This is a genomic window from Streptomyces sp. NBC_01351 (assembly GCF_036237315.1).
Taxonomy (GTDB): domain Bacteria; phylum Actinomycetota; class Actinomycetes; order Streptomycetales; family Streptomycetaceae; genus Streptomyces.
In genome coordinates, this window is sequence record NZ_CP108357.1 from 78,607 (window position 1) to 99,379 (window position 20,773).

General features: G+C 68.9%; 19 protein-coding genes. 12 read left to right on the top strand and 7 right to left on the bottom strand.

Annotated features, from left to right (window positions below; all coding sequences use genetic code 11):
- The first annotated feature begins 81 nt into the window (after positions 1 to 81).
- A complete protein-coding gene (locus OG625_RS39540) occupies positions 82 to 939 on the top strand; it encodes a hypothetical protein (RefSeq protein ID WP_329391527.1) in 858 nt (285 codons plus the stop codon).
- A gap of 741 nt (positions 940 to 1,680) precedes the next feature.
- Here the strand turns inward: OG625_RS39540 and OG625_RS39545 are convergent.
- Entirely contained in the window at positions 1,681 to 1,854 is a 174-nt protein-coding gene (locus OG625_RS39545) for a hypothetical protein (RefSeq protein WP_329391529.1), read from the bottom strand.
- Positions 1,855 to 2,067: 213 nt separating this feature from the next.
- Here OG625_RS39545 and OG625_RS39550 point away from each other — a divergent pair, with 213 nt between their 5' ends.
- Together OG625_RS39550 and OG625_RS39555 are read left to right on the top strand one after the other, a co-directional pair.
- Positions 2,068 to 3,213, top strand: a complete 1,146-nt coding sequence (locus tag OG625_RS39550) for a ParA family protein (protein ID WP_329391530.1) — start codon at positions 2,068 to 2,070, stop codon at positions 3,211 to 3,213.
- A complete protein-coding gene (locus tag OG625_RS39555) occupies positions 3,210 to 4,220 on the top strand; it encodes a ParB/RepB/Spo0J family partition protein (RefSeq protein WP_329391532.1) in 1,011 nt (336 codons plus the stop codon). Before OG625_RS39550 ends, OG625_RS39555 begins: the two co-directional genes overlap by 4 nt.
- Positions 4,221 to 4,542: 322 nt before the next feature.
- Here OG625_RS39555 and OG625_RS39560 read toward each other — a convergent pair whose 3' ends face one another.
- From OG625_RS39560 to OG625_RS39570, 3 genes are all read right to left on the bottom strand, one after another.
- Positions 4,543 to 4,827 (bottom strand): ribosomal protein L7/L12, encoded by a 285-nt coding sequence (locus tag OG625_RS39560; RefSeq protein WP_329391534.1) that lies wholly within the window; start codon positions 4,825 to 4,827, stop codon positions 4,543 to 4,545.
- Positions 4,828 to 5,121: 294 nt separating this feature from the next.
- The gene (locus OG625_RS39565) at positions 5,122 to 6,786 is read right to left on the bottom strand and encodes an IclR family transcriptional regulator domain-containing protein (RefSeq protein ID WP_329391536.1); all 1,665 of its coding nucleotides are present in this window, start codon (positions 6,784 to 6,786) and stop codon (positions 5,122 to 5,124) included.
- A gap of 1 nt (position 6,787) precedes the next feature.
- Positions 6,788 to 7,396 carry a sigma-70 family RNA polymerase sigma factor gene (locus OG625_RS39570; protein ID WP_329391538.1) on the bottom strand — a complete coding sequence of 203 codons (609 nt, stop codon included), beginning with the start codon at positions 7,394 to 7,396 and terminating at the stop codon, positions 6,788 to 6,790.
- 680 nt (positions 7,397 to 8,076) lie between these two features.
- On the opposite strand from OG625_RS39570, the gene OG625_RS39575 reads away from it, so the two are divergent.
- The 3 genes from OG625_RS39575 (at position 8,077) to OG625_RS39585 (ending at position 11,368) form a co-directional block, all read left to right on the top strand.
- Positions 8,077 to 8,661: a hypothetical protein gene (locus OG625_RS39575; protein WP_329391541.1), complete on the top strand. Its 585-nt coding sequence runs from the start codon at positions 8,077 to 8,079 to the stop codon at positions 8,659 to 8,661.
- Positions 8,662 to 9,127: 466 nt separating this feature from the next.
- The gene (gene mobF, locus OG625_RS39580) at positions 9,128 to 11,017 is read left to right on the top strand and encodes a MobF family relaxase (protein WP_329391543.1); all 1,890 of its coding nucleotides are present in this window, start codon (positions 9,128 to 9,130) and stop codon (positions 11,015 to 11,017) included.
- Positions 11,018 to 11,170: 153 nt separating this feature from the next.
- A complete protein-coding gene (locus tag OG625_RS39585) occupies positions 11,171 to 11,368 on the top strand; it encodes a hypothetical protein (RefSeq protein WP_329391546.1) in 198 nt (65 codons plus the stop codon).
- Between the two features lie 606 nt (positions 11,369 to 11,974).
- On the opposite strand, the gene OG625_RS39590 is transcribed toward OG625_RS39585, so the two are convergent.
- Positions 11,975 to 12,793, bottom strand: coding sequence for a hypothetical protein (locus tag OG625_RS39590; RefSeq protein WP_329391548.1), 819 nt, complete (start codon positions 12,791 to 12,793; stop codon positions 11,975 to 11,977).
- 588 nt (positions 12,794 to 13,381) lie between these two features.
- Between OG625_RS39590 and OG625_RS39595 the strand changes: the two genes are divergently transcribed.
- The gene (locus OG625_RS39595) at positions 13,382 to 13,861 is read left to right on the top strand and encodes a hypothetical protein (protein ID WP_329391549.1); all 480 of its coding nucleotides are present in this window, start codon (positions 13,382 to 13,384) and stop codon (positions 13,859 to 13,861) included.
- A gap of 49 nt (positions 13,862 to 13,910) precedes the next feature.
- Here the strand turns inward: OG625_RS39595 and OG625_RS39600 are convergent, their stop codons facing one another.
- On the bottom strand, positions 13,911 to 14,126 hold the full coding sequence (locus OG625_RS39600; RefSeq protein ID WP_329391551.1) for a DUF6207 family protein: 216 nt from the start codon (positions 14,124 to 14,126) through the stop codon (positions 13,911 to 13,913).
- Positions 14,127 to 14,419: 293 nt separating this feature from the next.
- Here OG625_RS39600 and OG625_RS39605 point away from each other — a divergent pair, with 293 nt between their 5' ends.
- The 4 genes from OG625_RS39605 (at position 14,420) to OG625_RS39620 (ending at position 17,889) form a co-directional block, all read left to right on the top strand.
- The gene (locus OG625_RS39605) at positions 14,420 to 14,635 is read left to right on the top strand and encodes a hypothetical protein (RefSeq protein WP_329391553.1); all 216 of its coding nucleotides are present in this window, start codon (positions 14,420 to 14,422) and stop codon (positions 14,633 to 14,635) included.
- 1,265 nt (positions 14,636 to 15,900) lie between these two features.
- Complete coding sequence (locus OG625_RS39610; RefSeq protein WP_329391555.1) at positions 15,901 to 17,127, top strand: IS110 family transposase; 1,227 nt, start codon at positions 15,901 to 15,903, stop codon at positions 17,125 to 17,127.
- Between the two features lie 53 nt (positions 17,128 to 17,180).
- Positions 17,181 to 17,489 carry a hypothetical protein gene (locus OG625_RS39615; protein ID WP_329391557.1) on the top strand — a complete coding sequence of 103 codons (309 nt, stop codon included), beginning with the start codon at positions 17,181 to 17,183 and terminating at the stop codon, positions 17,487 to 17,489.
- 136 nt (positions 17,490 to 17,625) lie between these two features.
- Positions 17,626 to 17,889 (top strand): hypothetical protein, encoded by a 264-nt coding sequence (locus OG625_RS39620; RefSeq protein ID WP_329391559.1) that lies wholly within the window; start codon positions 17,626 to 17,628, stop codon positions 17,887 to 17,889.
- A gap of 68 nt (positions 17,890 to 17,957) precedes the next feature.
- Here the strand turns inward: OG625_RS39620 and OG625_RS39625 are convergent, their stop codons facing one another.
- A complete protein-coding gene (locus tag OG625_RS39625) occupies positions 17,958 to 19,178 on the bottom strand; it encodes a hypothetical protein (protein ID WP_329391561.1) in 1,221 nt (406 codons plus the stop codon).
- A gap of 594 nt (positions 19,179 to 19,772) precedes the next feature.
- Here OG625_RS39625 and OG625_RS39630 point away from each other — a divergent pair.
- A complete protein-coding gene (locus OG625_RS39630) occupies positions 19,773 to 20,771 on the top strand; it encodes a DUF6192 family protein (protein ID WP_329391563.1) in 999 nt (332 codons plus the stop codon).
- The last annotated feature ends 2 nt before the right edge of the window (positions 20,772 to 20,773 follow it).

Consider the following 20,773-nt stretch of genomic DNA (forward strand, 5'->3'; position numbering starts at 1 on the left):
CCAGGGCCGGTTACGCCAGAGACAGCCTGCATTCCGCGACGCCAACCACCCCTGACCCGCGTGTCGAACGGAGTCACATTCATGACCACGCTCACCAACACCGAGGCCTTCCCGCTGAGCACGGCGAAGGGCTTCACCCGCCTCTACGGCATTCCTGTCGTCGCCATCGAGGAGGACTGCGGCACACTCCTCATGCTCGGACACCCGGACGAGCGCAGCATCCTCGCCGTCACTGCCGCGCAGTACCGACTCGTCTACGGCCAGCGAATCCTCCCCGGCCGTGAACTCGACGAGTTGATCCCGTTCGGCGTGAAGAAGACGTGGGCCCGAGCGGTCCCCCGCGACGGCTACTGCCCGTGGCACACCGAACTGACCGGTACTGACGCCGAGCACGCCCTGCCCATCACCCTGGTCTCGGTCGACTGGCTGGAGGCCGAGGACGTCGCGGTCCAGGAGCAGTGCCCGGTCTGCGGACGGGCAAGCCGGACCAGCGACATCGCCAGCACCCCAGGCCGCTCCGGCTACTCCCGCGTCCGCACCTGCCGCCACTGCCACACCCGCTGGCCCTCCGTCGACGCCTACCGCGTCAGCCTCTACAAGCTCCGCAAGCCCGGCGGCATCGACCCCGCCGCGTGCTTCGGCTGCGGCTGCACCCCTGCCTGGACGTGCAGCCCCGGCTGCCAGATGTCCGACAACCCGCCCATCACCCAGCCGCTGTGCACGACCTGCCAGGCCCCGCACAACGCCACCACGTGGCAGGCCCTTACCGACGCCGGATACGCCTCCCCCGCCTCCGACGAACAGCGCGACCGCTGGCTCTACACCCAAGCCCTGCGCGGCACCCACCCCACCACCGCGGCCACCGCCTGGACCGAGCGCCGCGCCCTGGTCCGTTGCCGTGCCCTCGCCGCCACCGCCCGAGACAGGGGCAATGCGTGAGCCAGACCAACCTGCCCGTAAGCCGCCAGGTCCACCTCCTGACCGCAGCCCGAACCGTCCTCGAAACCCTGAATCTCCCCCACAGCGCCCCCGGGCGCGCCGCCCGAACCGACCCGACCGACATCTGGGCCAGCGGACTACCCGGCCCCGAAATCGACCGCACCACGCTGGCGTGGGCCACCGCCTACCGCATGCTCGCCGACCACCAACCCGACACCACGCCCCTCACCCACGTCGCCGGCGCTGACGCCGTGCTGCGTGAGCTTGGTGTCCGGGGTCTGGCCATCCTCCAAAGCGGGCTTCCCATCCGGCCCCGGTTGACCATCGGTACACGCTGTGTCCGTACTGCGGCGGTTCTGGAGAGGACCCTGGCGAGGTCGCCGACGAGGTGCTCGGCTGCCCTGTCTGTGACGCCGAGTTGTGTGATCCCGAATGGCACGGACAGGAGTAGATCCGAGAGCTCGACGACCTACTCCCGGCACTCCCTGCAGCCCGCTCGCCTGTCCGTGCATGGCTGCGCTGCCGGGCGACCGAGACCCGTTGACCGGACCAAGAACCTTGGGTAGCAGGCCCGTCCGTCTGCCACTTTTCGCCAGCTGAACCACCCGTGCACATACGAAGGCCCGGATTCCTGCGGTGACACCGCAGGAATCCGGGCCCTTTTGCGTTTCAGGGGGTGCTTACGCCGTAAGCACCCCCTGACCAGCCCGCTGGCGCCTCGACGCGGTTAAGGCGGAGCGGCTAAGAGCTTGGAAGCTCGACCTCTATCTCCTTGATCTTCCCGGTCGTGCTCAGGGTGGCGCTGACGTTGCTGTCGCCAGGCGCGTCGGCTGCTCGTGCTGCTTTCACGAACGCTTCGAGTTCTTCCAGGGTCATGTTCTTGTCTTCACCGGTGAACTTCAGTGTCTTCGGCATGGGTCAATGCTCGCCATCGAGGTGTGGTTCTGCAGGTGTTCGCTGGAGGTGGACCGTGCACCGGACCGACGTTCACTCGTGGTGCTAACGCCGTTAGCACCACACCTGTGGTGCTAACGGCGTTAGCGCAAGATCAGCAACTAACGCTGGAAATCGGCAAAACGCACCTAACGGATCGTCTAAACCACGGGTGGCGGCAGTATGCTGCCGTGCATGTCATCTCCGAACTCGGGAGCTGAGCGGGAGAAGCTCGTCTCCAAGCTGCCCGCTCACCTTCAGCAAGCCCTCAAGGTCCGTGCAGCGCAGCTCCAGACCGATATGCAGGACGCGGTCGCCTCCGGCATCCAGGCCTGGCGTGACTGCCCGGACGAGCTTCCCGCCGTCAACACAGCAGGAGCCGACTCGTTCGGCACCTACCTCCCCGAGGGCCTCTACGAGGACTTCAAGGCAGACTGCCGCCACCGCGGCGTCTCCTACATCCAAGGGCTGGCGCAGTCCGTCGTTCTCTGGCTTGCCGACAACCCTGCCGGATCCCAGGGCATCACGCGGCGAATCGTCGTCTGTAACCAGAAGGGCGGCGTCGGCAAGACCGCCGTCTCCGCCGGCCTCGCCGAGGCCCTGGCCGAGGACGGCCTGCGCGTCCTACTTGTGGACTATGACCCGCAAGGCCACCTCACCCACCAGCTCGGCCTGACCGCCATCCCTGCCGGTGAGGAGAGCCTCATCACGCACATGCTGCACCGCGAGCTGGTCAAGCAACCGCTCCTCGACCTCACCGTTGCCATAGAGGGCAACCGGTTTGGCGGACGACTGCGGATCCTTCCCGCAGCCTTCGACGCGTTCCTCCTCGACTCGGGTCTCACGATGTTCAGGGGTCCGCGCCACGCTGCACTCGAGCGCGCCATCGCCCCGCTGGAGGAACACTTCGACGTCATCGTCGTGGACTCCCCGCCCAGCCTCGGCCTTGCCATGGACGCGGCCCTCACCTTCGGCCGCCAGCGCGACGAGGAAAAGCCCGGAGCCTCAGGCCTCATCATCCCCGTGGAAGCCGAAGACACCTCAGCGCAGGCGTACGGGATGCTCATCCAGCAGATCGACTCCCTCTCCCGAGACTTCGACATCTCCATCGAGCAGCTCGGTCTCGTGGTCAACAAGTTCGACAGCCGCCGCGGCTACATCGCGACATCGTCACTCGACAAGTGGAAGTCGCTGGGTACTCCCCCGGTCCTCGCCGTCGTTCCAGACGTGAAGGAACAGCGCGAGGCCGTCCGCAAGCAGCGCCCGCTGTTGGACTACGCGCCCGACTGCGAGCAGTCCCACCAGATGCGGCAGATCGCACGAGGGGTGAAGATCGCATGAGCAAGGCGGACATGCTGGGGGACTCCCCCACGTTCGACGCGGTCGCTCAGCCAATGAGCAGCCGGGCTGCCAGCTTCGCCCGGTTCTCGGGGCAGGACGCTGAGCCGGCCATCAGCCAGCAAGAGACCCGCCGTGTGCCTTTGGAGGCTCTGGCACACAACCCGTATAACCCTCGTGTGGAGCTCCGGTCCGTCGAGGACCTCGCGGACAGCCTGGCCTCGCGTGGAATCATCCAGCCCCTCACCATCGTCACCAAGATGGCGTTCCTCGAAGCACACCCGGGTCAGTCGAATCTCGGCCGTGCCGCGTTCGTCGTCGTGGACGGCAACAGACGCCTTGCCGCCGCGCGGCTCGCAGGCCTGGACGACGTGCCGGTGCACGTCGACAACTCCCTTGCCGAGAGCGCCGACACCCTCCTGGAGACCGCCCTCACCGCAGCCGTTCAGCACGAGAGCCTGGATCCGCTAGACGAGGCGAAAGCCCTTGAGCGCCTCGTTGCCGTACACGGATCCCAGCGTGCCGTCGCGCGCGCCCTGGGTAAGTCCAGCCCGTGGGTGACCCAGCGCATTGCCCTGTTGAAGCTGACCCCGGAACTCCAGACCGCTGTTGAGAACCGCAGCCTTCCGGTAGAGATCGCGCGGAACGTCGGGCAGCTGCCTGCGCAGCAGCAGCAGGAGGCGGTCGAGGAAGCCCTCGAGAAGCGGGCTCGGACCAAGCAGCGTAAGCAGACCCAGACCGCCAAGGGTGCTAACGCCGTTAGCACCCCGGCTGCGGCCACCGCAGCCGACCCAGTGCAAGTGTCCCCGCCTTCAGGGGGCCTGCCCTCGTCCGTGGACGTCGAGAGTGCCGCCACCGAGACAACACACATCCCTCAGCCGACCAGTCCTAGGGTCCGGGAACCTTGGGACGACGGTCACAAGGTCGCCGACCTCGTCTTCGAGAAGATGGACCTCGCGCAGCGTGAGGTGCTCCTGGAGCGCCTTCTTGCCGCCCATGGCAACGACTAGCCTGGTACGGAACCGGCATGAGCCCGTGCAGGTTTCACTGCGCGGGCTCTCGCATGGCTTGGGTGCTAACGCCGTTAGCACCCAAGCCATGCGAGCGGGGGCGCCGCCGGCTGCGCCGCTGCTGGTGGGCGCCCGGGTGCTGGCCCGCCGCAAGCCGTCGGCCTAGCCCGCCGATTGCGTCTGCGGCGCCACCGCGTATGCGCGCGTACCCGGTCCTCCAACACGCACCGATCATCAGGATCAAGCACCATGCACGGCGAGCCGATGGCCATCGGCGGAACTTCCGCGGCGCAGCGCTAGAAACGGCGGGCGCTACTGCTGGTCAGCTCATCCGCTCCACAGCGTCCTTGGCCTCCTTGAGCCCTTCGCCGGTGAGCTGTCGATACACCTTGATGGCCTCGATCTTCTTACCCTGCCGGATCAGTTCATGCACCCGCTCCATGCCGGGTATCTGCGGCTCCTCCACACCGAGGTGGCCGAGCAGCAGATCCATCTTCCGCTCCAGACGGGCAAGCCGCCGCTCGACACTCACGATCTTCCCCGCCGGGGACGACAGAAAGAGCAGGACAACGAGCACAAGGGCGGCGGACAGCAGTACGGATTCCATGCTCGAACCCTATGGCTTTGCGACGGACGCCCTGTCGGTGGTTTGCACAGCGTTCCTCACGCCATCATCGCTGGTCGGCGGCGGCAGCCTCGTCTTCAACAGTGCGGCGGAACTTCCGCTTCGCAGCACTAGCACCAAGGCACCACACAACCGAGCCCGCCCGGCCATCCGGGCGGGTTCGACGCCTTTTGACGCGCTGGGGTGCTAACGCCGTTAGCACCCCAGCCGCCCAAGCAGCCAGCCTGACCGATCAGGCGGCGAAGCCGACCGTCGAATCCCTGGATCCCCCACCCCTCAGCGTTGGCTGACGATCAGCAGGCCGCTGGTCGTGGTATGGCGGCCAGTCAGGGACGGGGGCAGCAGCAGACCGCTGGGCGGTACGAACAGGCTGCTCTCCAGGGGTGCAGTGTTTTGGACAGGCTTAGTCAGGTGGTCGTCGGTGGACGGCTGGTCTTCCTTCCGAGGTTTGTCGGTCTGGGGTGCGCTGTACGTGGCGAGGACGAGCGCGAGGAGCAGGCCGGTGGAGCGGTTGCTGAGGATGTCGGCGGCCTTGAGGAGACGGCGGGAGCGGGCGACGGGTAGGGCGACGGCGACGCAGCAGGCCCTGTCAGGCAGCGGTAGGGAGACGGCGACGCAGTACCAGTCGTCGGAGTACTCCCGCTTGTCGAAGTGAGTGCCTTCCGGTCCGTAGCGGTCCAGGTCGTCGAAGAGCTGCAGGTGGTCGGTGATGGTTCGGCTGGTGAGCGGGATGGTGGGACGCCTGGACAGGTGCTCCTTGCGCGCGTCCTCGTCGAGCTGGGAGAGCAGGGCTTTGCCGACCGCACTCGCGTGCGCGGTATCGCAGAACTCTGCGGTGACGGTGACCTCGGGGGCTGTGGGGCCGAAGGCGGAATGGGGGACGACGATCTCGCCGTCGTCGTACGTGCTGACATAGACGGCGGCGCCGGTGTCCTCCATGAGCTGGTCGAGTACCGGTTTCAGGACGTCCTCGCCGCGGTCAATCCGCTCCAGCAGCGGACCGGGCTCCCATGTCCCGTCGGACAAACGCCGGGTGAGGCTGGTCTCGCTGAGCCAGACCAGCAGTTCCGCCGCAGCGGCCGTGGTGATGCCCGCGGTCGTCGCCACCACCTCGGTGGGGACGCCAGGGCCGGTTTCCCTGATCAGCTGGAGCACGTCCAGGATCCGCAGCGAGTCTTCCCACTGCCGCGGCGTGTGTCCGGGGTCAGTCGCCGCCGAGGGCGGGGCCCAGAGCGTGCCGAGCTGGAACCCGATCGCCGATTCGCCATATTGCTCGCCGCCTTCCCAGCGAGCACCGCCGCTGTTCACGGAACCCAGGGCCACCGAAGGGTTCTCGATGGAGGACGGTTCCTCGTCTGTCAGGACCTCCTGCGGGGCCAGGGGCCGCCGGCGCGCGCGCGGAACACCGGGCCGCAGTACAGCCAGTGCCTCGGCAACGGCGTCGGCGAACGCCGGGTCCTGCCACCTGGCCGCCCCCGTTGACCCAGACACCGCCGTGGCGGACTGCTCCGTGGCGCTGGGGACGGACCAGCCGTTCTCCTCCAGCAGACGCTGCGCATCACCGTGACCAAAGCGGGCCGCGTCCATCACCGCCGCGACGATGTCCTGCCCCCGGCCCGCCTGATCGTTGGCGACTGCCGCAGTTCGCCACAGCACGACGGCCATCCGGAACGCTGCCCCCGGATGCCGCTCAGCTCGGGCGCGCGTGAGCCAGGCTGCCGCGCGCTGCCAGTCCCCGGCGCGCAACGCCTTGCTCCCTAGGCGATAGCACGAGTTCGCGTGCCGACGCCGTGCGACCGCGCGCGGGCCGATCAGCAGTCCCCAGTTTCCGTCTGGGCGGTCCCAGTAGTCCTTCGGTCCCTTCAGTCCGGACAGTACGGCGGCGAACCCGTCCAGGGCGTACCCCGGACGAGGGCCTCGGCCGCTGTCATTCCTGCTCACGTCAGTCACCTGCGTCCTCTTCCCCGCGCCGGCTCTTCCTCTGGTGTGCTGGACGGATGTGGTCGTGGACTTCGTCCATCTCACGCAGATCCCTGGCTGCCTTGCTGCTCAGAGACCGGACCTGTTCGCGCGGGAGTCCCAGGTCGGTTGCGATGCTTTCCTCATCCTTTCCCTGAATCTGCGCTTCTGCGACGGTTTTACGCTTTGATCGCCTCATGTTCGCCAAGGCCGGGAGCACGATCTCCGTCGCGGGGTCGAGAGGCGTGAACACCTCGTGCCGGCGCACCACCCGCTCGTCGACGAGCGGCAGCAGATCGCAGTCGTCCAGCGGGCACTCGGGAGACCGATAGGAGTCGATGGCCAAGTTGCGTGCCACCTTCTTCATGTAGGGCAGAGGCGGGCAGCCCGGCCGGTTCCGACCTTCCAGCCAGACATGCAGCGTGTGCTCCAAAGCCTCCTGCACGATCTCCTCCCAGTAGTTGTGCAGGTCCGGGAACTCGTACCGCAGGAAGGCCAAGACCTTCTGCTGGTACTCCCCGAAGTGGGTCTCGAACAGACGGACCACCTCCCGTCGGCGGGGGAGGCCTCCGTCCGGTGAACCGCTTAGCACGAACCGTCCTCCTCCCGGCCTACGTCCGAGGGCAGGGCCGTTATCGCCCAGATCGTCAGCCGGCCGCCATCGGGCGGCTCGTAGCGGAGGACGACGGTCTTCGTAACGCTGCACGGCGTGCGCCGTGCCGGTGCGCCCACACCGCCCGCGGGCCGGCGGCGCGTCCTCCGCGTACGCAGGCCCGCAGCCCAGGGCCGGCCGGACACGGCAACCGCCGCGTGGACCAAGCCAGCCATGGCCGAGATGAACTCGGCCCAGTCCGGGGGTGTCAATTCAGGCTCCAGGTCTTCCTTCCGGGGACGACGCTCACTGCGCCACGTGACTACTACGGGGAGCCCCCACCGGAATTTCCCGTCGACCGAAGATGATCGAAACTGGCCGGAAGGACCTGCACTCCAGTCGCCAACGGCCCATTCCGCCGTGGTCAGGCCAACGCCCTCATCAGGATCGGGGGCACCTCGGATCGTTGCCCGGCCGAGTTTTACGACCGTAAAACTGCCGCCCTCGACGTTGATGCCGTGGTTCGTCACGACTGCGGCGACGTCGGCCTTTCGTTGAAGGGTGGCGCTTTGCCGGATATGCGTACGCGGTCGGACGTATACGGCAGGCTGGATCCGGCGGACCGGAGGGGTACGGCGGCCCGAGCTGGATGGCAGGCGCACGATGTGGAGGGGATGGACGTGGCGGACCACACACTGAGGGACTTGAAGGCGGCGCACGAGGGCTCGGTGGGCGTGCTGCTCGAGGACGGCACCGAGCCCGGCCCCGTGTACTTCGACGTGGGCAGCGGCGGGGAGATGCCGACGTCGACGGAGTGGCACGTCTATGACGGGCGGTTCGGCCGGCCCCGCGCCGCGGTGCTCCGCGGTGCGTGCTCGTGCGGCTGGCGGGGTCCGGCCCAGTACCCGCTGGACTGGACGACGCTCGGCGAGCTCCCCTTGTACGAGGCTGATGTCGACCTGGACGGCCCGATCGCGGACGTCGGCGCGCACCTAACGGTGATTCGGGACGCCAGCGTGCCCCTGCCCGAAACGCTCAGCGCGGTCCTGACCGAGCTGACCGGCCAGCTGAGCAACCTCTCGTTGGCGTCCCCACTGGTTGTGCTGAAGGCGTTGGCCGATCTCCAGTACCTCATCGCCGAGGTGGGGGAGGACGCGGCGAACGCCCTGCTCGACGAAGGAGTCCCGATTGACGAGGTGGCAACCGGGCTCGGAACGAGCGAGGCCGCGGCCCGCCGGTACGTGACGCGCTACCTCAGCCGCTGAACCAACTCCCACCCCAGAGCGACGGTGCGCCGGCCGCCGGGATGTCTAGCACCGTGGCGAGTTGAGCAGCGCGTTCGGTTCGCACGTTCCAAGGCCGCCTCCGTGGCCGGGCGGCCGACGGAAGGCGTAGCCACCCAGGCGACGGCCGGTTGTGACGGGCACTAGTGGTGCAGGGGCGGGGCTATGGTCCGTCGGGTGGGGGAGCGGTGCGTAGGCGTGCGCGACTTGACGGTGGAGTCGTCTGCTGTCGGTTGTTGGGGGTGCGTGAGGCGTGGGTGACTGGTTGTCGCGCAGCATTTGCATGGCCCCCTGTAGGGGCCGTGGGTGTGAAAGACGGTGTTTGCCGGGCGGGAGAGACGTCGCCGCAGGCGCCCGCCGTGCGGGATTTGCCGTGAAGGTCTGGTGAACTGTCCCGCCCCACGGGATCGCGCTTTCTCACAGGTCAGGGCCAGTGTCCCCTGTGGGGATGATCAGTGTCGCGAAGGTTCAGCCGGGGAATGCCTGGCGGTACTACGTACGGGGAGTAGCTTTCGGGGACGGCCGCCGCCCGGCTGGGAAGCCGATGAAGGACGCCCAGGAGGAAGCAGGTCTCCCGCCCGGGGTGTGGATGGGGTTGGGACTCGCTGCGCTCGGGCTCACCGCGGGCTCGGTGGTGACGGAGCGGCAGGCGGAGCTGCTGTTCGGGGAAGGCCGGCACCCGGACGCCGACCGCATTGAACGCGAGCGCCTGGACGAGGGCGCCGATCTGGAGACGGCGCGACGGGACACCGTCCTCGGGCAGCCGATCGAGGAGATCCAGCGGCGGAAGCAGACTCCGTTGCTCGCGTTCGACTTCGTGTTCCGTGCGCAGGCGTCCCTGATCGTGCTGTGGGCGCTGGGAGATGATCACACCCGGCGGGTCATCGAGCGGGCGCACGAGCGGGCCATCGCCACCGTGCTGCGCTGGCTGGAGGAGGAGGTCGCGGAGACCCGGTGGTCTTCAGGCCGGGAACGTGCGAAGGCCCCGGGCCTGGTCGTCGCGGCGTTCCGGCACTTCGACAACCGTGACGGGTTTCCCCTGCTTCATACGCACTGTCTGATCGCCAATCGGGTGCAGCGCCCGGACGGCTCCTGGTACGCGCTGGACACCCGCCGCCTCCTTCAGTATGTGGTGGCCGCCGGGACGCTCTACACCCTCACAATGACGACCGAGGTGTGTGAGGAGCTCGGGCTGGCGACCGTGCCCCGCGAGGTCACGCCGGGCCTGCGCCCGGTCATGGAGATAGCCGGGGTCGACTCAGAGCTGATCGACTGGTCCTCCACCCGCCGCCAGCGGATCGCAGACGCGCTGGAGGGCGTCACCGACGAGTACGTCGCCAAGCACGGGCGGCTGCCCGGCGAGCGCGCCCGCCACGGACTCGGCTGGTGGGCGGCGCAGGACACCCGCCCGGACAAGAAGACCCCGAAGCCCTTGGAGCAGCTGCGCGCGTGGTGGCGCGCTTCAGCGCTCTGGCGCTTCGGCGTGCGAATGATCGACGGGCTCCTGGAGCGGTGTCGGGCGGCCGGTGCGGCGATCCGGGCCCGGGTGAGCCCGCTGGTGGACACCGTGCTCGCCGCTGTCGACGTCGCCGCGGTCGTTTACACCGTCCGCAACGCCTTCGCCCGCCGCCATGTCCTGGCCGAAGCACGCCGGCATCTCCTGGAGACCATGCGCGGCCGCGTCTTTCCGCCAGGCCTGGACAACTACATCGCCGACAAGGCCCTGGACCGCCACTCGCGCCAGCTCACCGTGCCCCAGAAGGGCCGCCGGACCCCGGCGCCGGACCAGCTCACCTACACCGCCGACTTCGCCTGGCCCGCCCGCTGGTGGATCGCCGGTACAGACGGCAGGCCGCCGCGGGCGTCGACCCGGTACGAGCGGGCACAGGTCGCCAGCCTCGCTCTGCAGAACGCGATCCGCCTCGCTCGCACCGCACCCCCTCCGGTGCTGGACGGAGCGCCGGCCGCGACCGCGTCGGCCACCGCGCGCACCGACGACCACAACCACGACCAGGCGGCGGCCGCACCGCACGCCGTCGACCACCCCGGCCGGGACGCCGCCCTCACCCCAGTGCAGCAAGCCGCAGCCGTCCACGCCCACCAGCAGGCCGCGATGCCGGAGCTGCTGGAGGGACGCACGACCGATCCGGCGACGTGGATAAGCACGCCGGAGAACCTCGCCCGGTTCGCCGCCTTCAAGCGCGAGGCTGACGCCCGCCGCCGCGCCATCGCCGACCGGCCACAGCCCGAGCAGCAAGCCGACGCGGCCAGTCCCGCCAGCCAACAGCCGCACCAGCACCCCAGGCTGGCCCAGGGAAGAGGAGCGGCACAGCAGTGACGGACGCAGCCGGGAGAGAGCCCGGCCCGCCCGGCGGGACACAGCACGAAGTCGCCGGGCCACCTGCCGGGACGTGGCCGACGCTCACGTCCTGGAGGTGACGGAGAGGGGCGAGGGTGCAGGGACCAACACCACCCAAGTACGGAGGCCCCCATGGTTGACCCGGTCCCGCTGCACCTCTCGCCGGAGCGCTTGGAGCGTCTGGAGCAGCTCACCGACGCGATCCGGCTGCGGGCGGCGCTGTACGCGTCGCCAAAGCCGCCGCCGGTCCGGCGCCGCTCCAGGCAGTACCCCGGCGGCCGGCCGAACCCCTGGCGGGCCGCGCGTCTGCGCCGACGCCGCCAGAGGTGAGTGAACGACATCGTGCGCACCAGTGCGCACACCGACGATGCACGGCACTCCCGGCCACCGCACTGAGCCTCCGCCAACATGAAGTCGCAGGGCAAAAGGCTGGTGTGACCGGCTCTCGGGGTGCTCACGCTGGTTGTGGGCGACAGTCTGCGGCGTAGAACGTCTGGAGCCGTGAGCAGATCGGGCCGCCCCGCCGATCGCGGCGGCCTCGGAAGCGATCTTCGGAGCGCGGTCCTGTGGACAGAGGACGGTGCCGGGAGGGGAGAAATCACCCAAGGACGGCCGCCTTCCACGAGCGGGCCGGCGGTGTCGGGGGCGTGAACCACCGGCTCGCCGTGGCGACCACGACCCTGCCCCTGCTGATTCGCAACGGGGCCGATCGACCGGTGTGGTGAGTCGTCGGCCGCAGCGAGAACCGCCGGTCCCTGGCAGCACTGCCGAAGGCACGGTGAGCCCGACGGGGTGACAAGCTTCCGGCAGCGGCTTGCCCGCCAGCTGCCGGAGCCGGTCCAACAGGCTGGGCAAGCCCAAGGCGAGCCTGGGCAAGCCGTCCCCACAGCGGCTTCGGCTTGCCTCGGGCTCGGTGCGCACGTAGGGAGCACGGGGTCAGTGTCGGTGGCGCCAGTGCTGGTGAACCTTGAGGACTTCGTAGCTCCATGCGGTGTGCTGCCGGCTGCCGGCCGGGCATCTCCAGCCGAGCTGTTCGGCTACGGCCGGGAAGCGGGGGTGCATCTGGCGGTCCCCGACCGTGACGAGCGCGGACAGGAGAGGTTCTTCCTTTCGGCCGTCTTCGTCGACCAGCCACAGGAGCACGCATCGGTCGTCGGCATGGAGGCGGGGCAGGCCCGGCAGGCGTTTGTGGATCTGGGGCCAGGTGGTAGTGGAGCCGGCGCGGGCGGTCTGTTCCAGCAGGGGCCGCAATATGGTCGCGATTTCCCACAGCTGTCCGGTCTCCAGGAGCGCCGGATCATTCCTGTGGGACGGGCGGGACTTCACCACCGGAGCCGGAGCCGGAGCCGGAGCCGGGATGGGGGCTTGGGGCGGTGCGGAGGAACGCCGAGGTGCCGCAGACGGCGTGATCCTCCGGCGCGGCGGCCGGACAACAGCGGAGTCGCCCGCCCGGGCGACGTCCGGTCGCACTCTGGGTGCGGCGACTGTCTGCTTGGGCTGTGGTGGGACGGCTTTTGGGGGCGCTGCGGCGGCCTGGCGTCGTTCTTCCTCCTGCCACCGGCGGGAGCCCAGGATCCTCTTGAAGTCCTGCAGCTGTGCCCGCTGCTCGCGGGTCTCGCTCGGTGGAGCTCCGGCCGCCTGCTGCCATGCCAGGGCATACAGGTCGGCGGCGACCGCGACCGCATACCGGTCGATGGCCCGCTTCAGTTCAGTCAGAGTGTGGTTCAGCGTGCGGCGGACTGTGGCGATCTCCATCGCGGTCCTGGGGGCCTGGCCTGTGGTCCGGCGACGGAAGTCCGTTTGCCACGCCGAACCGCCGCTGAGCCGCACCCGGTTGTTCCCCAAGCCCATACTCCCCCCGAGCTGCACAACGGATCCCCAAACGGTCGGGCAAGCAGCAGCCCAGACGCAAGAGATCGGCCAGCCAAGAACCCTGCGTTCCCCTCCGCAGCGTCACCTGCGGGAAGGCTGGGCAAGCCGTCCCGAACGGAGGCTTGCCCGCCCCGGCCCGAGCACGCCGGAGACAGCGGCGTCGGCCATGGTCCGCCTGGGGCTTCTCGGGAAGCCGTGGCTGACCGACGGCTGGTGACCGATTCGGAGTTGCACGGGTCGGTCACGACGTTGACGTGCTGTTTGACCGACCACAGGAGACGGATCGGTCACGCGCAGTCCGGCGACCGGGCATCGGTCACGTGCCCGGTGGGCAAGCCCCTCCGCACGAATGGCTTGCCCAGGGGCGCCCGGACCGCAGGGCGGCATGCTTCCCAAGGTCGTGGCGTCACCGTCTGGGAAGCGGCAGCCCGGAGCCGGCCCACACCCCCTAGCCGGCCGTACACCGGAGGCATGAGACGAAACAAGCAGGAGAACCCGGCCGAGCTCGGACAGAGCGATCCGGGCGACATGTGGCACGCCCTGGCACGCCTTCATGCGTCCCACCCCGAACCGGTCGGTCGCCTCGTGCCGTTCGAGCGACCGGCTGCGCTGCTGTCCCTCACCGAGCCGGACGACCTCCTCTTCACCGCACGGGTGGAGCTGTCCGGGGCAGAGACGATGGGCCACCTCCAAGACCTCATCCGCACGGTCACCCACGGCATCACCACGCAACTCGGCTACGCCAGCCCCGGGATCGCGCTCGAGGTCCTGGTCGGCAAATGCCGCGAACTCGCGCTGCACCCAGCCCACGTCGACGGCCTCGCCGGGCTCCTGCGCCACGCCGTCAACACCATCGGTGCCCGCAGCACCCCCGGCGACGGCAGGTGCTTCCACTGTGACGGGACCGGGCTTGCCCGCCCCCTGTGGGAGCCGGCTGTCGGGCAAGCCTGAACGGGGGCTGGGCAAGCTCCCTGCGAGGGCGGCTTGCCCAGGCTTCTGGCTACAGCCCCACCCGCCCCGGGCGCAGGACGTCGGCGTAGATCCGGGCCCGGACACCGGGCTCGCCAGGATCCCGGCGTACGGAGGCGATGCCCGAGGTCGCCCAACGCTCTTCCAGCGTGGCCATGACGGCCCGGACTGTGTCTTCGTCCCCGCCGGTGATGTCCAGCACCACCAGGCCGGGCTCCGCGATGTGCTTCTCGTCGATCGGCTTCATGACCGCTGCGACGGCGCGGGAACCGAGACGGTTCGCCGACGGCCTCGGCTCCACTCGCACGAGGGAGTGGGATCTGGCGCCGGCCGCGGGCATCGTCCGGCAGGACGCTCTCGTGCTGTCGGGGTGCGGCCCCCGTCGCGGCCCCTGTGGCCAGGGCCGCACCCCGTACTGCTGAACGTACCTCGCGGCCGAAGACGCCAGTGCAGCTGTCCGCGAGCTGCTGCCTTCGGCGTGCGTCACCCGTTCGCGCGCGGCCGGGTGCCGGTGGGGAGTGACGGGAACAGGCTGGGCGCATGGCTGCCAAGCTGACCGTCTACCCGCCCGACGAGCAGGGCTGGCGCCGGGTGCGCTACGACGGCGTCGCCATCGGGGTCGCGCACCGCCCGTCCGACATCCGTGTCTTCCTCGCCGACGCCGGGCTGGAGAACGCCGAGGACGTAGACCTCACCGACCCCGGCTTCGTGGAATGGCGAGGCGCCAGCCCCGAAGCATGGGATCCCACCCGCTGACCCCACGAACCCGCCCCGGCCGGACCGCGATCAGGAGGCCCGCGCCCCGGTGAGTGAGAACCGCTGTCCAGCCCAGTGAGTGACGAATTCCGTAGTCACCGCTAACCTCCCCGTCCCAGGTCAGAAGGACCAAGACCGGCTGGTGAGTCCGCTGGCAGGACGAAGCCCCGGCACGCGGGCGACGAGCGCGCTGCCGGGGCCGTATCGGGCCCGGCAGCGCGCTCGTTGATGCACCGGGACGCACACCCTCCCGGAGTCTCCGAGCTTCCAGGAGCGGGCCCATGGGCGGCCCTGACGCCTGATGCACGAGTGCCCGCTCCGACCTCCCCGCGCGGAGCCGGCACGCACCGCACCGCGGCGGTGTCTGTGCCAGGCGTCAGGGAGCCCTTCTAGGCGATCCCGATCAACGGCACGCCGAAGCCGGCCGACTCAAGGGCCTGGGAAACATGGGGGGATACATCGGGGGAACCCAGAGGGGGATGCATGGAGGGAACCCAAAGGGGGATGCGTGGGGGAAGGTGTAACGCCGGAGTCCTCCCGTTCTCGCAGCTCACAGGGCCCGTGGTGAGGTCTGGTTACTCAGACATTAGGTCTGGGAGGGGGTAAGAGGGTGTCGGGCGAGGTTGGTGCTGAGATCGAGTTGGGCTGGTCGAAGGAGACGGGCAGCGTTGGGGGAGGGCTCGGAACGGGGGCGGGGCGTGATGGTGGGGGTTGTACCGGAAGGGTGCTGGACAGTTGTCTGTAGGGGTGCACTAGGCGGGGGACCGTAGGTGTGACCGGAGGTGGGACCCCCCGAATTCGATGATCTTCCGTTTGCCCAGGTCAATGGCCGTGGGCAAGCCCCTTTCGGAAAACGACACCTCTAATTCGTTAGTAATTAGAGGTTCTGGATCTCTGAGGGGCCCGGGGCGGCGTTGTCCAGCCCGGGGCAGGACGTGTGTGGTCCGGTCGGTGCCGTGGTGACCCCTACGACACCTCCGATCGTGCGAGGTCTTTGAAAAGACTGGTGGCGCTGGGCGCCGGCCGGTCCTCGCACGTTCTGCCCCCACGGGCCTGTCGGGTTCGGGATCCTCGTTGGATGAGCTGCCGCACGGTGACGCGTTCTTCCTCACGAGCTTCGAGCTCTGGACACGGCGTGCGCCCGTGCGGCCTTGCGGTGCCGCGCACGGCTGATGAGGTGGCGGACCTTGGAGTCCTGGAATTAGTGCGCCGTGCGGCCCCGTGTGCTCGTCTTCGAGAACAGCACTGGCGAAGGGGCGGGATTCATGGATGTGTTCTGCGGGATCGACTGGGCGGAGGGGCATCACGACGTCGCGCTCGTCGACGGCGCCGGCAAGCTGCTGGCCAAGTGCCGCATCGGCGATGATCTGGACGGCTACCGCCTGCTGCTGGACCTCCTGGCGGAGCACGGCGACACCGCGGAGGCGCCGATCCCGGTGGCCATCGAGACCAGCCGCGGCCTGCTGGTCGCCACGCTGCGGCAGGGTCCCCGGCAGATCTTCGCGGTCAACCCGATGGCGGCCTCTCGCTACCGAGACCGCCACGGGGTGAGTCGCAAGAAGTCCGACCCTGGCGACGCGCTCGTGCTCGCCAACATCATCCGCACGGACATGCCGATGCACCGGCCGCTGGCGGCCGACACCGACCTGGCCCAGGCGGTGGCTGTCCTGGCCCGAGCTCAGCAGGACGCGGTCTGGAGCCGCCAGCAGCTCTGCAACCAGCTGCGTTCGCTGCTGCGCGAGTACTTCCCGGCGTTCCTGGAGGCGTTCAAGGACAAGCAGGGCGGTCTGGCCCGCGCCGACGCGCGCCGGGTCCTGGCGGTGGCACCGACGCCCGCGCTGGCCGCCAAGCTGCCGCTCTGGCGCCTGACGGCCATGATGAAGCGGGCTGGCCGGCGCAGGAACATCGAGGCCGATGCCGAGCGTCTGCAGCAGCTTTTCCGCCGCGAGGCCCCGCACCAGGTCCCGCTGGTTGAAGAAGCGATGGGCAAGCAGGCCGCGGCGCTGCTGCTGCAGCTGGACGCCGCCTGCGAAGCGGTCGCCGACCTTGGCCAGGCCACAGAGGAAGCCTTCCGAGCTCATCCCGATGCCTCGATCATGCTGAGCTTTCCCGGCATCGGCTCCCAGATCGGCGCGCGGATCCTGGCGGAGATCGGGGACGACCGGACGCGGTTCGCCACTGCCGGAGGGTTGAAGGCATACGCGGGCGCGGCCCCCATCACCCGGGCCTCTGGCAAACGGCACTACGTCGGGCGCCGGTTCGTCAAGAACAACCGGCTCAACCACGTCGGCCATCTCTGGGCCTTCGCTTCCCTCGGCTGCTCGGCCGGTGCTGACGCTCACTACCGGCGCCGACGGACCACTGGGGACTGGCACATGCAGGCACTGCGGCACCTGTTCAACCGGATGCTCGGGCAGCTGCACCACTGCCTCCTGGCACGCGTCCCCTTCGATGAAGCGGTCGCGTTTCCCCCTCCTGCTGCCGCAGGGTGATCACTGAGATCTCTCCATGACAGGCTGTCCTTCCTGAGCACCGAGGGGGAGCAATGGCAGATGTCGGTGGATGGATCTGGGAGCGCAACCTGCGGTCGTTCCTGGAGTTGCTGTCGCACTATGTGGGCTACGGGTTCGATGCCACCGACTGGGAGACGGTTGCCCTGGCGGTCGAGGCGACCGACGATGAGCAGCCCGACGGCTGGTACTCGTATCCCTTGGTCGGTGAGGACCGGCAAGTCGAGGTTCGGCTTGCCCGCGCGGTCGGCGGCGACGAGCTCATGGTGACCGTGAACGGAACTCTGACGCCCGAACTGGAAGTCCGGGCGGACACACTGCTGGCGGCATTCTCAGCTGGCTGACCAAGGTCAACTTGCCCTGTTAGCCACATGAGGTGTCTTTCCACGCGACAGCCGAGAGAAGATGTCATCCGTATCCCGGGGCCGGCGGCCGCGCGGAGGGCTCGCAGCCGAAGGCGTCCTGCCGCACACGCCGCCCATGTACCGCCAGCTGTCCGCGCAGCTGGCCCAGGCCCGGAGAGAAGGCCGCTTCCCCGACCTGATCGACACCGTCCGCGAAGTCCACGTCCCTCCCGCCTCGCCGGATGCGGACGCGTTCGTCGCCGAGATGCCCGGCTGGTTCCGCCTGGACCGCACCACGGGCCAGAAGCAGGCCCTGTACGTCGCAGCCGAGAAGGACACCCACCGCCAGCAGCTGACCCAAGCGGGCCCTGGTCGAAGACAGCGGCATGAAATCCGCTGAGGAGCCCCGAGACCACCCCCGTTGGGCGCGCATCACCCAAGAGGAACAGTGCACGACCGAGGTCGCGGCTACGCCTGGTACTCGTCTTCGGTGCGTGTGGTGTGGTTGGGGCCGGGGTGGGCGACCCCGGGGACCATGGGGTGGGTGTAGTCGAGTTGGATGGTGCTGAAGGCGTCGTCCGGCAAGGGGGCGGTGTCGTTGTCGGCGATGATGAGCTGGAGGCGCGAGCCGTAGGCGTCGGTCAGGGCTTTGAAGCGGCTGTAGATCCGTCGGCCTCGTTCCCGGTCGTCGGGGTTGCTGCCGAGCGCTTTGCGGGGGGAGTCGATGATGAGGATCGACGGGACGAGGATGTCGGGGTGGGTGAGTCCGCACTCCAGGAGTGCGAGGTGGTAGGCGATGTTGACGCCTGCTTGGAGAGCGCCGCCTGACGCCTGGAGGCTTTCGAAGGGTGTGTTGTCGACCACCGGCAGGTACGTTCCCGGGTCGATGACGGCCGACTGCTCCCAGGGCAGGTTCAGCTCCATCAGGGTCGTGGTGAAACGACTGCTGAGGTCGCCGACAAGGGATCGTCTGGCGTCGCTTTCTGCTCTGCGTACCTTGAGCTCGGCGTTGGCGTCTTTGCGTCGCGCGGTGATGTTCTTGGCGGCTTGCGCGATGGTCCGTACGCGCGCCCACGAATCGCGCAGGTGTAGGACGGCGTCGATCCCGCCGTTGAGGGCGGCGACGCGAGCACTGGCGTCCGAGATGGCGTCGAACCGCGGGGCGACGACGTCGCGTGTCTGGGCATCGAGCTGCCGGCGCAGATTGGTGGCGAGGAACTCGGCATCAGAGGATCGGTCACGGGCCCTGCGCAGGACCTCGGCGTCCGCTCGCATCAGCTCACGCGCGTCCTGCAGCTGCTGCTCCAGCGCGCTGCGCGCTTCCCGGACGGCTGCCGGGTCCACATCCTCCTCGGCGGGATCAGCTTGGAGGCAGACGGTGCAGTGATCTTCCGGGACAGGCCGCGCTTCGAGGCGTTGCGCGCAGCGCGGGCAGACCACGAAGTGGAAGGGGGAGAGCTGGTCGATCGCGGTTGCGGAGCGTTCGAGGCGCCGCAGGTCGAGTTCGACCTGGGCGACGACGGACTCACGGGCCTCGACCAGTTCCCGGGCAGCGAGCACCTCCTGGGTGGCAGCCGTCGCTGCCTGCACGGCCGCCCGCAGTTCCCCGCGCAGGACGGCGTCTGCGGCACTGGTCTCCGAGAGCTCGGTGCGCAGTGTGCGCAGCGTGGTCTCGGCGTTGTGCAGCATGTCGCGCAGGCCGGCCAGCTCGGTGCGTAGTTCGTCGTCGGTCCGGGGGTCCGTAGCCCTGAGTGCCTGTGTCTGAACCCCTGTACCGGCTAGCCTGGGGGCCTAGGCTTGGCTGATGTCGAAGGACGCCAACAAGGCTATGGAGAGGGCTTGTCGGGCTTGTGGTGACCGGCTACGACCGGGCGCCAGGCCAGACGCGGTGTTCTGCTCGGCGACGTGTCGTTCCAGGCAGTGGCGGGTTGAGCGGCGGTTGCGCCGACGCCTTGCCGCCGTCCAGAGCGGGGTCGGTGAGGGTAAGTGCCGCGAGTGCGGGGCCCGCTGGGTCGCGGGGGTGGACCGGCGATTCGCGGCCGTGTATTGCTCGCCGAAGTGCAAGGTGAGGGCTTGGCGCCGGCGGAACGATCCGTTCGCGGACCGGTCACAGTAACCGCAGCGCGAACGCATCAGATGTCCAAGTTCGGTCAGTTGCAGGTAATCTGCGGTCCTTCATTGCGATCTTCCCATTTGCGGTCTGACTCTCGGTGACGAGCGGGCTTTGTTCCGTCACGGCAGAAAGATGGCCGTGCCATGGCCCGCGCTGGGTGGTGACACACCATGCCCGAGGACAACGAGAAGATCGGAAGCGTCAGCCCGTCACGATACGAACAGATCGTGGCCGAGCTCCGCGAAGTCGTCGACCAGCAGACTCGGGGCCAGTTCACGATCGGTGACCGCGCCTTGGAGATCGAACCCTCCCGCCCGCGCGACGGCTCCCGGCCCGAGGCCGGATGGACCGTCAAGGAGTCGCTGACGCGGCTCGCCGAGGACATCGGCCTCAAATACAGCACCGTCAACAACGCCCGCTGGGTCTCATCCCGCTGGCCCAAGGAGCACCGGCAGCCCGGCGTTTCCTTCACCGTCTACCGGATCCTGGCCAGCCTCGAGGACGAGGACGAACGATTCGCGGCCGTGAAACAGCCGCCCGAGGGCAAAACCCGATGGACCGCCGACGACGCCAGCCGAGTGCTCGGCTGGCAGGTCGAGAACCCGGTCTCCAAGCAGGAGAAGATCAGCGCCATCCACGCCCTCGCCCAGGACGAAGAAGTCGCCGCAGTGGTCACCACCGACCTGCTGCGCCGGCCCACAGTCTCAGCACACGTCGCCGTCGAGGACCGGGTCAGGGTGGTCGAGGAGTTCACCCGCGACGAGACCGTCGCCGCGACCGTGACAACCGGCCTGCTGCGGCGCCCGGACGTCGCATTCAAGGCCATGAGCGACGACACCGCCCGCCACCAGGTCAACCACGCCCAAGTCGAACGCGGCCGCCAGGCCCGCGAGCACTTCGAACGGACCAGCCCCATCGCGCCGGCGGTCAAGCAGGTCAACCGAACGGTCGAGTTCCTCGACCTGGTCACCGCTTGCCACTCCTTCGTAGCAGCCTCCGGACGGGCGGTCCCGGGCCTGCGGGACCGCCAGCTGACCGAGGACGAACAGGCGATCGTCCACCAGAACATCGCCAAGGTCAGGGCCACCCTCGACTGGATCGAGAACGCAGTCGACACCGGCAAGGTCGACATGGACGACGAGCTCGCCGCCCTCCTCCGAGGCCAGTAGCC

Bases quoted from the DNA above. Each gene is read 5' to 3' on its own strand.
- OG625_RS39585 (WP_329391546.1), top strand. From the start codon at position 11,171: ATGGTTGACCCGGTCCCGCTGCACCTCTCGCCGGAGCGCTTGGAGCGT.
- OG625_RS39615 (WP_329391557.1), top strand. From the start codon at position 17,181: ATGGCAGATGTCGGTGGATGGATCTGGGAGCGCAACCTGCGGTCGTTC.
- OG625_RS39590 (WP_329391548.1), bottom strand. From the start codon at position 12,793: ATGGAGATCGCCACAGTCCGCCGCACGCTGAACCACACTCTGACTGAA.
- mobF (WP_329391543.1), top strand. From the start codon at position 9,128: ATGATCAGTGTCGCGAAGGTTCAGCCGGGGAATGCCTGGCGGTACTAC.
- OG625_RS39560 (WP_329391534.1), bottom strand. From the start codon at position 4,827: ATGGAATCCGTACTGCTGTCCGCCGCCCTTGTGCTCGTTGTCCTGCTC.
- OG625_RS39550 (WP_329391530.1), top strand. From the start codon at position 2,068: ATGTCATCTCCGAACTCGGGAGCTGAGCGGGAGAAGCTCGTCTCCAAG.
- OG625_RS39540 (WP_329391527.1), top strand. From the start codon at position 82: ATGACCACGCTCACCAACACCGAGGCCTTCCCGCTGAGCACGGCGAAG.
- OG625_RS39620 (WP_329391559.1), top strand. From the start codon at position 17,626: ATGTACCGCCAGCTGTCCGCGCAGCTGGCCCAGGCCCGGAGAGAAGGC.
- OG625_RS39605 (WP_329391553.1), top strand. From the start codon at position 14,420: ATGGCTGCCAAGCTGACCGTCTACCCGCCCGACGAGCAGGGCTGGCGC.
- OG625_RS39625 (WP_329391561.1), bottom strand. From the start codon at position 19,178: ATGCTGCACAACGCCGAGACCACGCTGCGCACACTGCGCACCGAGCTC.
- OG625_RS39600 (WP_329391551.1), bottom strand. From the start codon at position 14,126: ATGAAGCCGATCGACGAGAAGCACATCGCGGAGCCCGGCCTGGTGGTG.
- OG625_RS39545 (WP_329391529.1), bottom strand. From the start codon at position 1,854: ATGCCGAAGACACTGAAGTTCACCGGTGAAGACAAGAACATGACCCTG.
- OG625_RS39555 (WP_329391532.1), top strand. From the start codon at position 3,210: ATGAGCAAGGCGGACATGCTGGGGGACTCCCCCACGTTCGACGCGGTC.
- OG625_RS39595 (WP_329391549.1), top strand. From the start codon at position 13,382: ATGAGACGAAACAAGCAGGAGAACCCGGCCGAGCTCGGACAGAGCGAT.
- OG625_RS39630 (WP_329391563.1), top strand. From the start codon at position 19,773: ATGCCCGAGGACAACGAGAAGATCGGAAGCGTCAGCCCGTCACGATAC.
- OG625_RS39610 (WP_329391555.1), top strand. From the start codon at position 15,901: ATGGATGTGTTCTGCGGGATCGACTGGGCGGAGGGGCATCACGACGTC.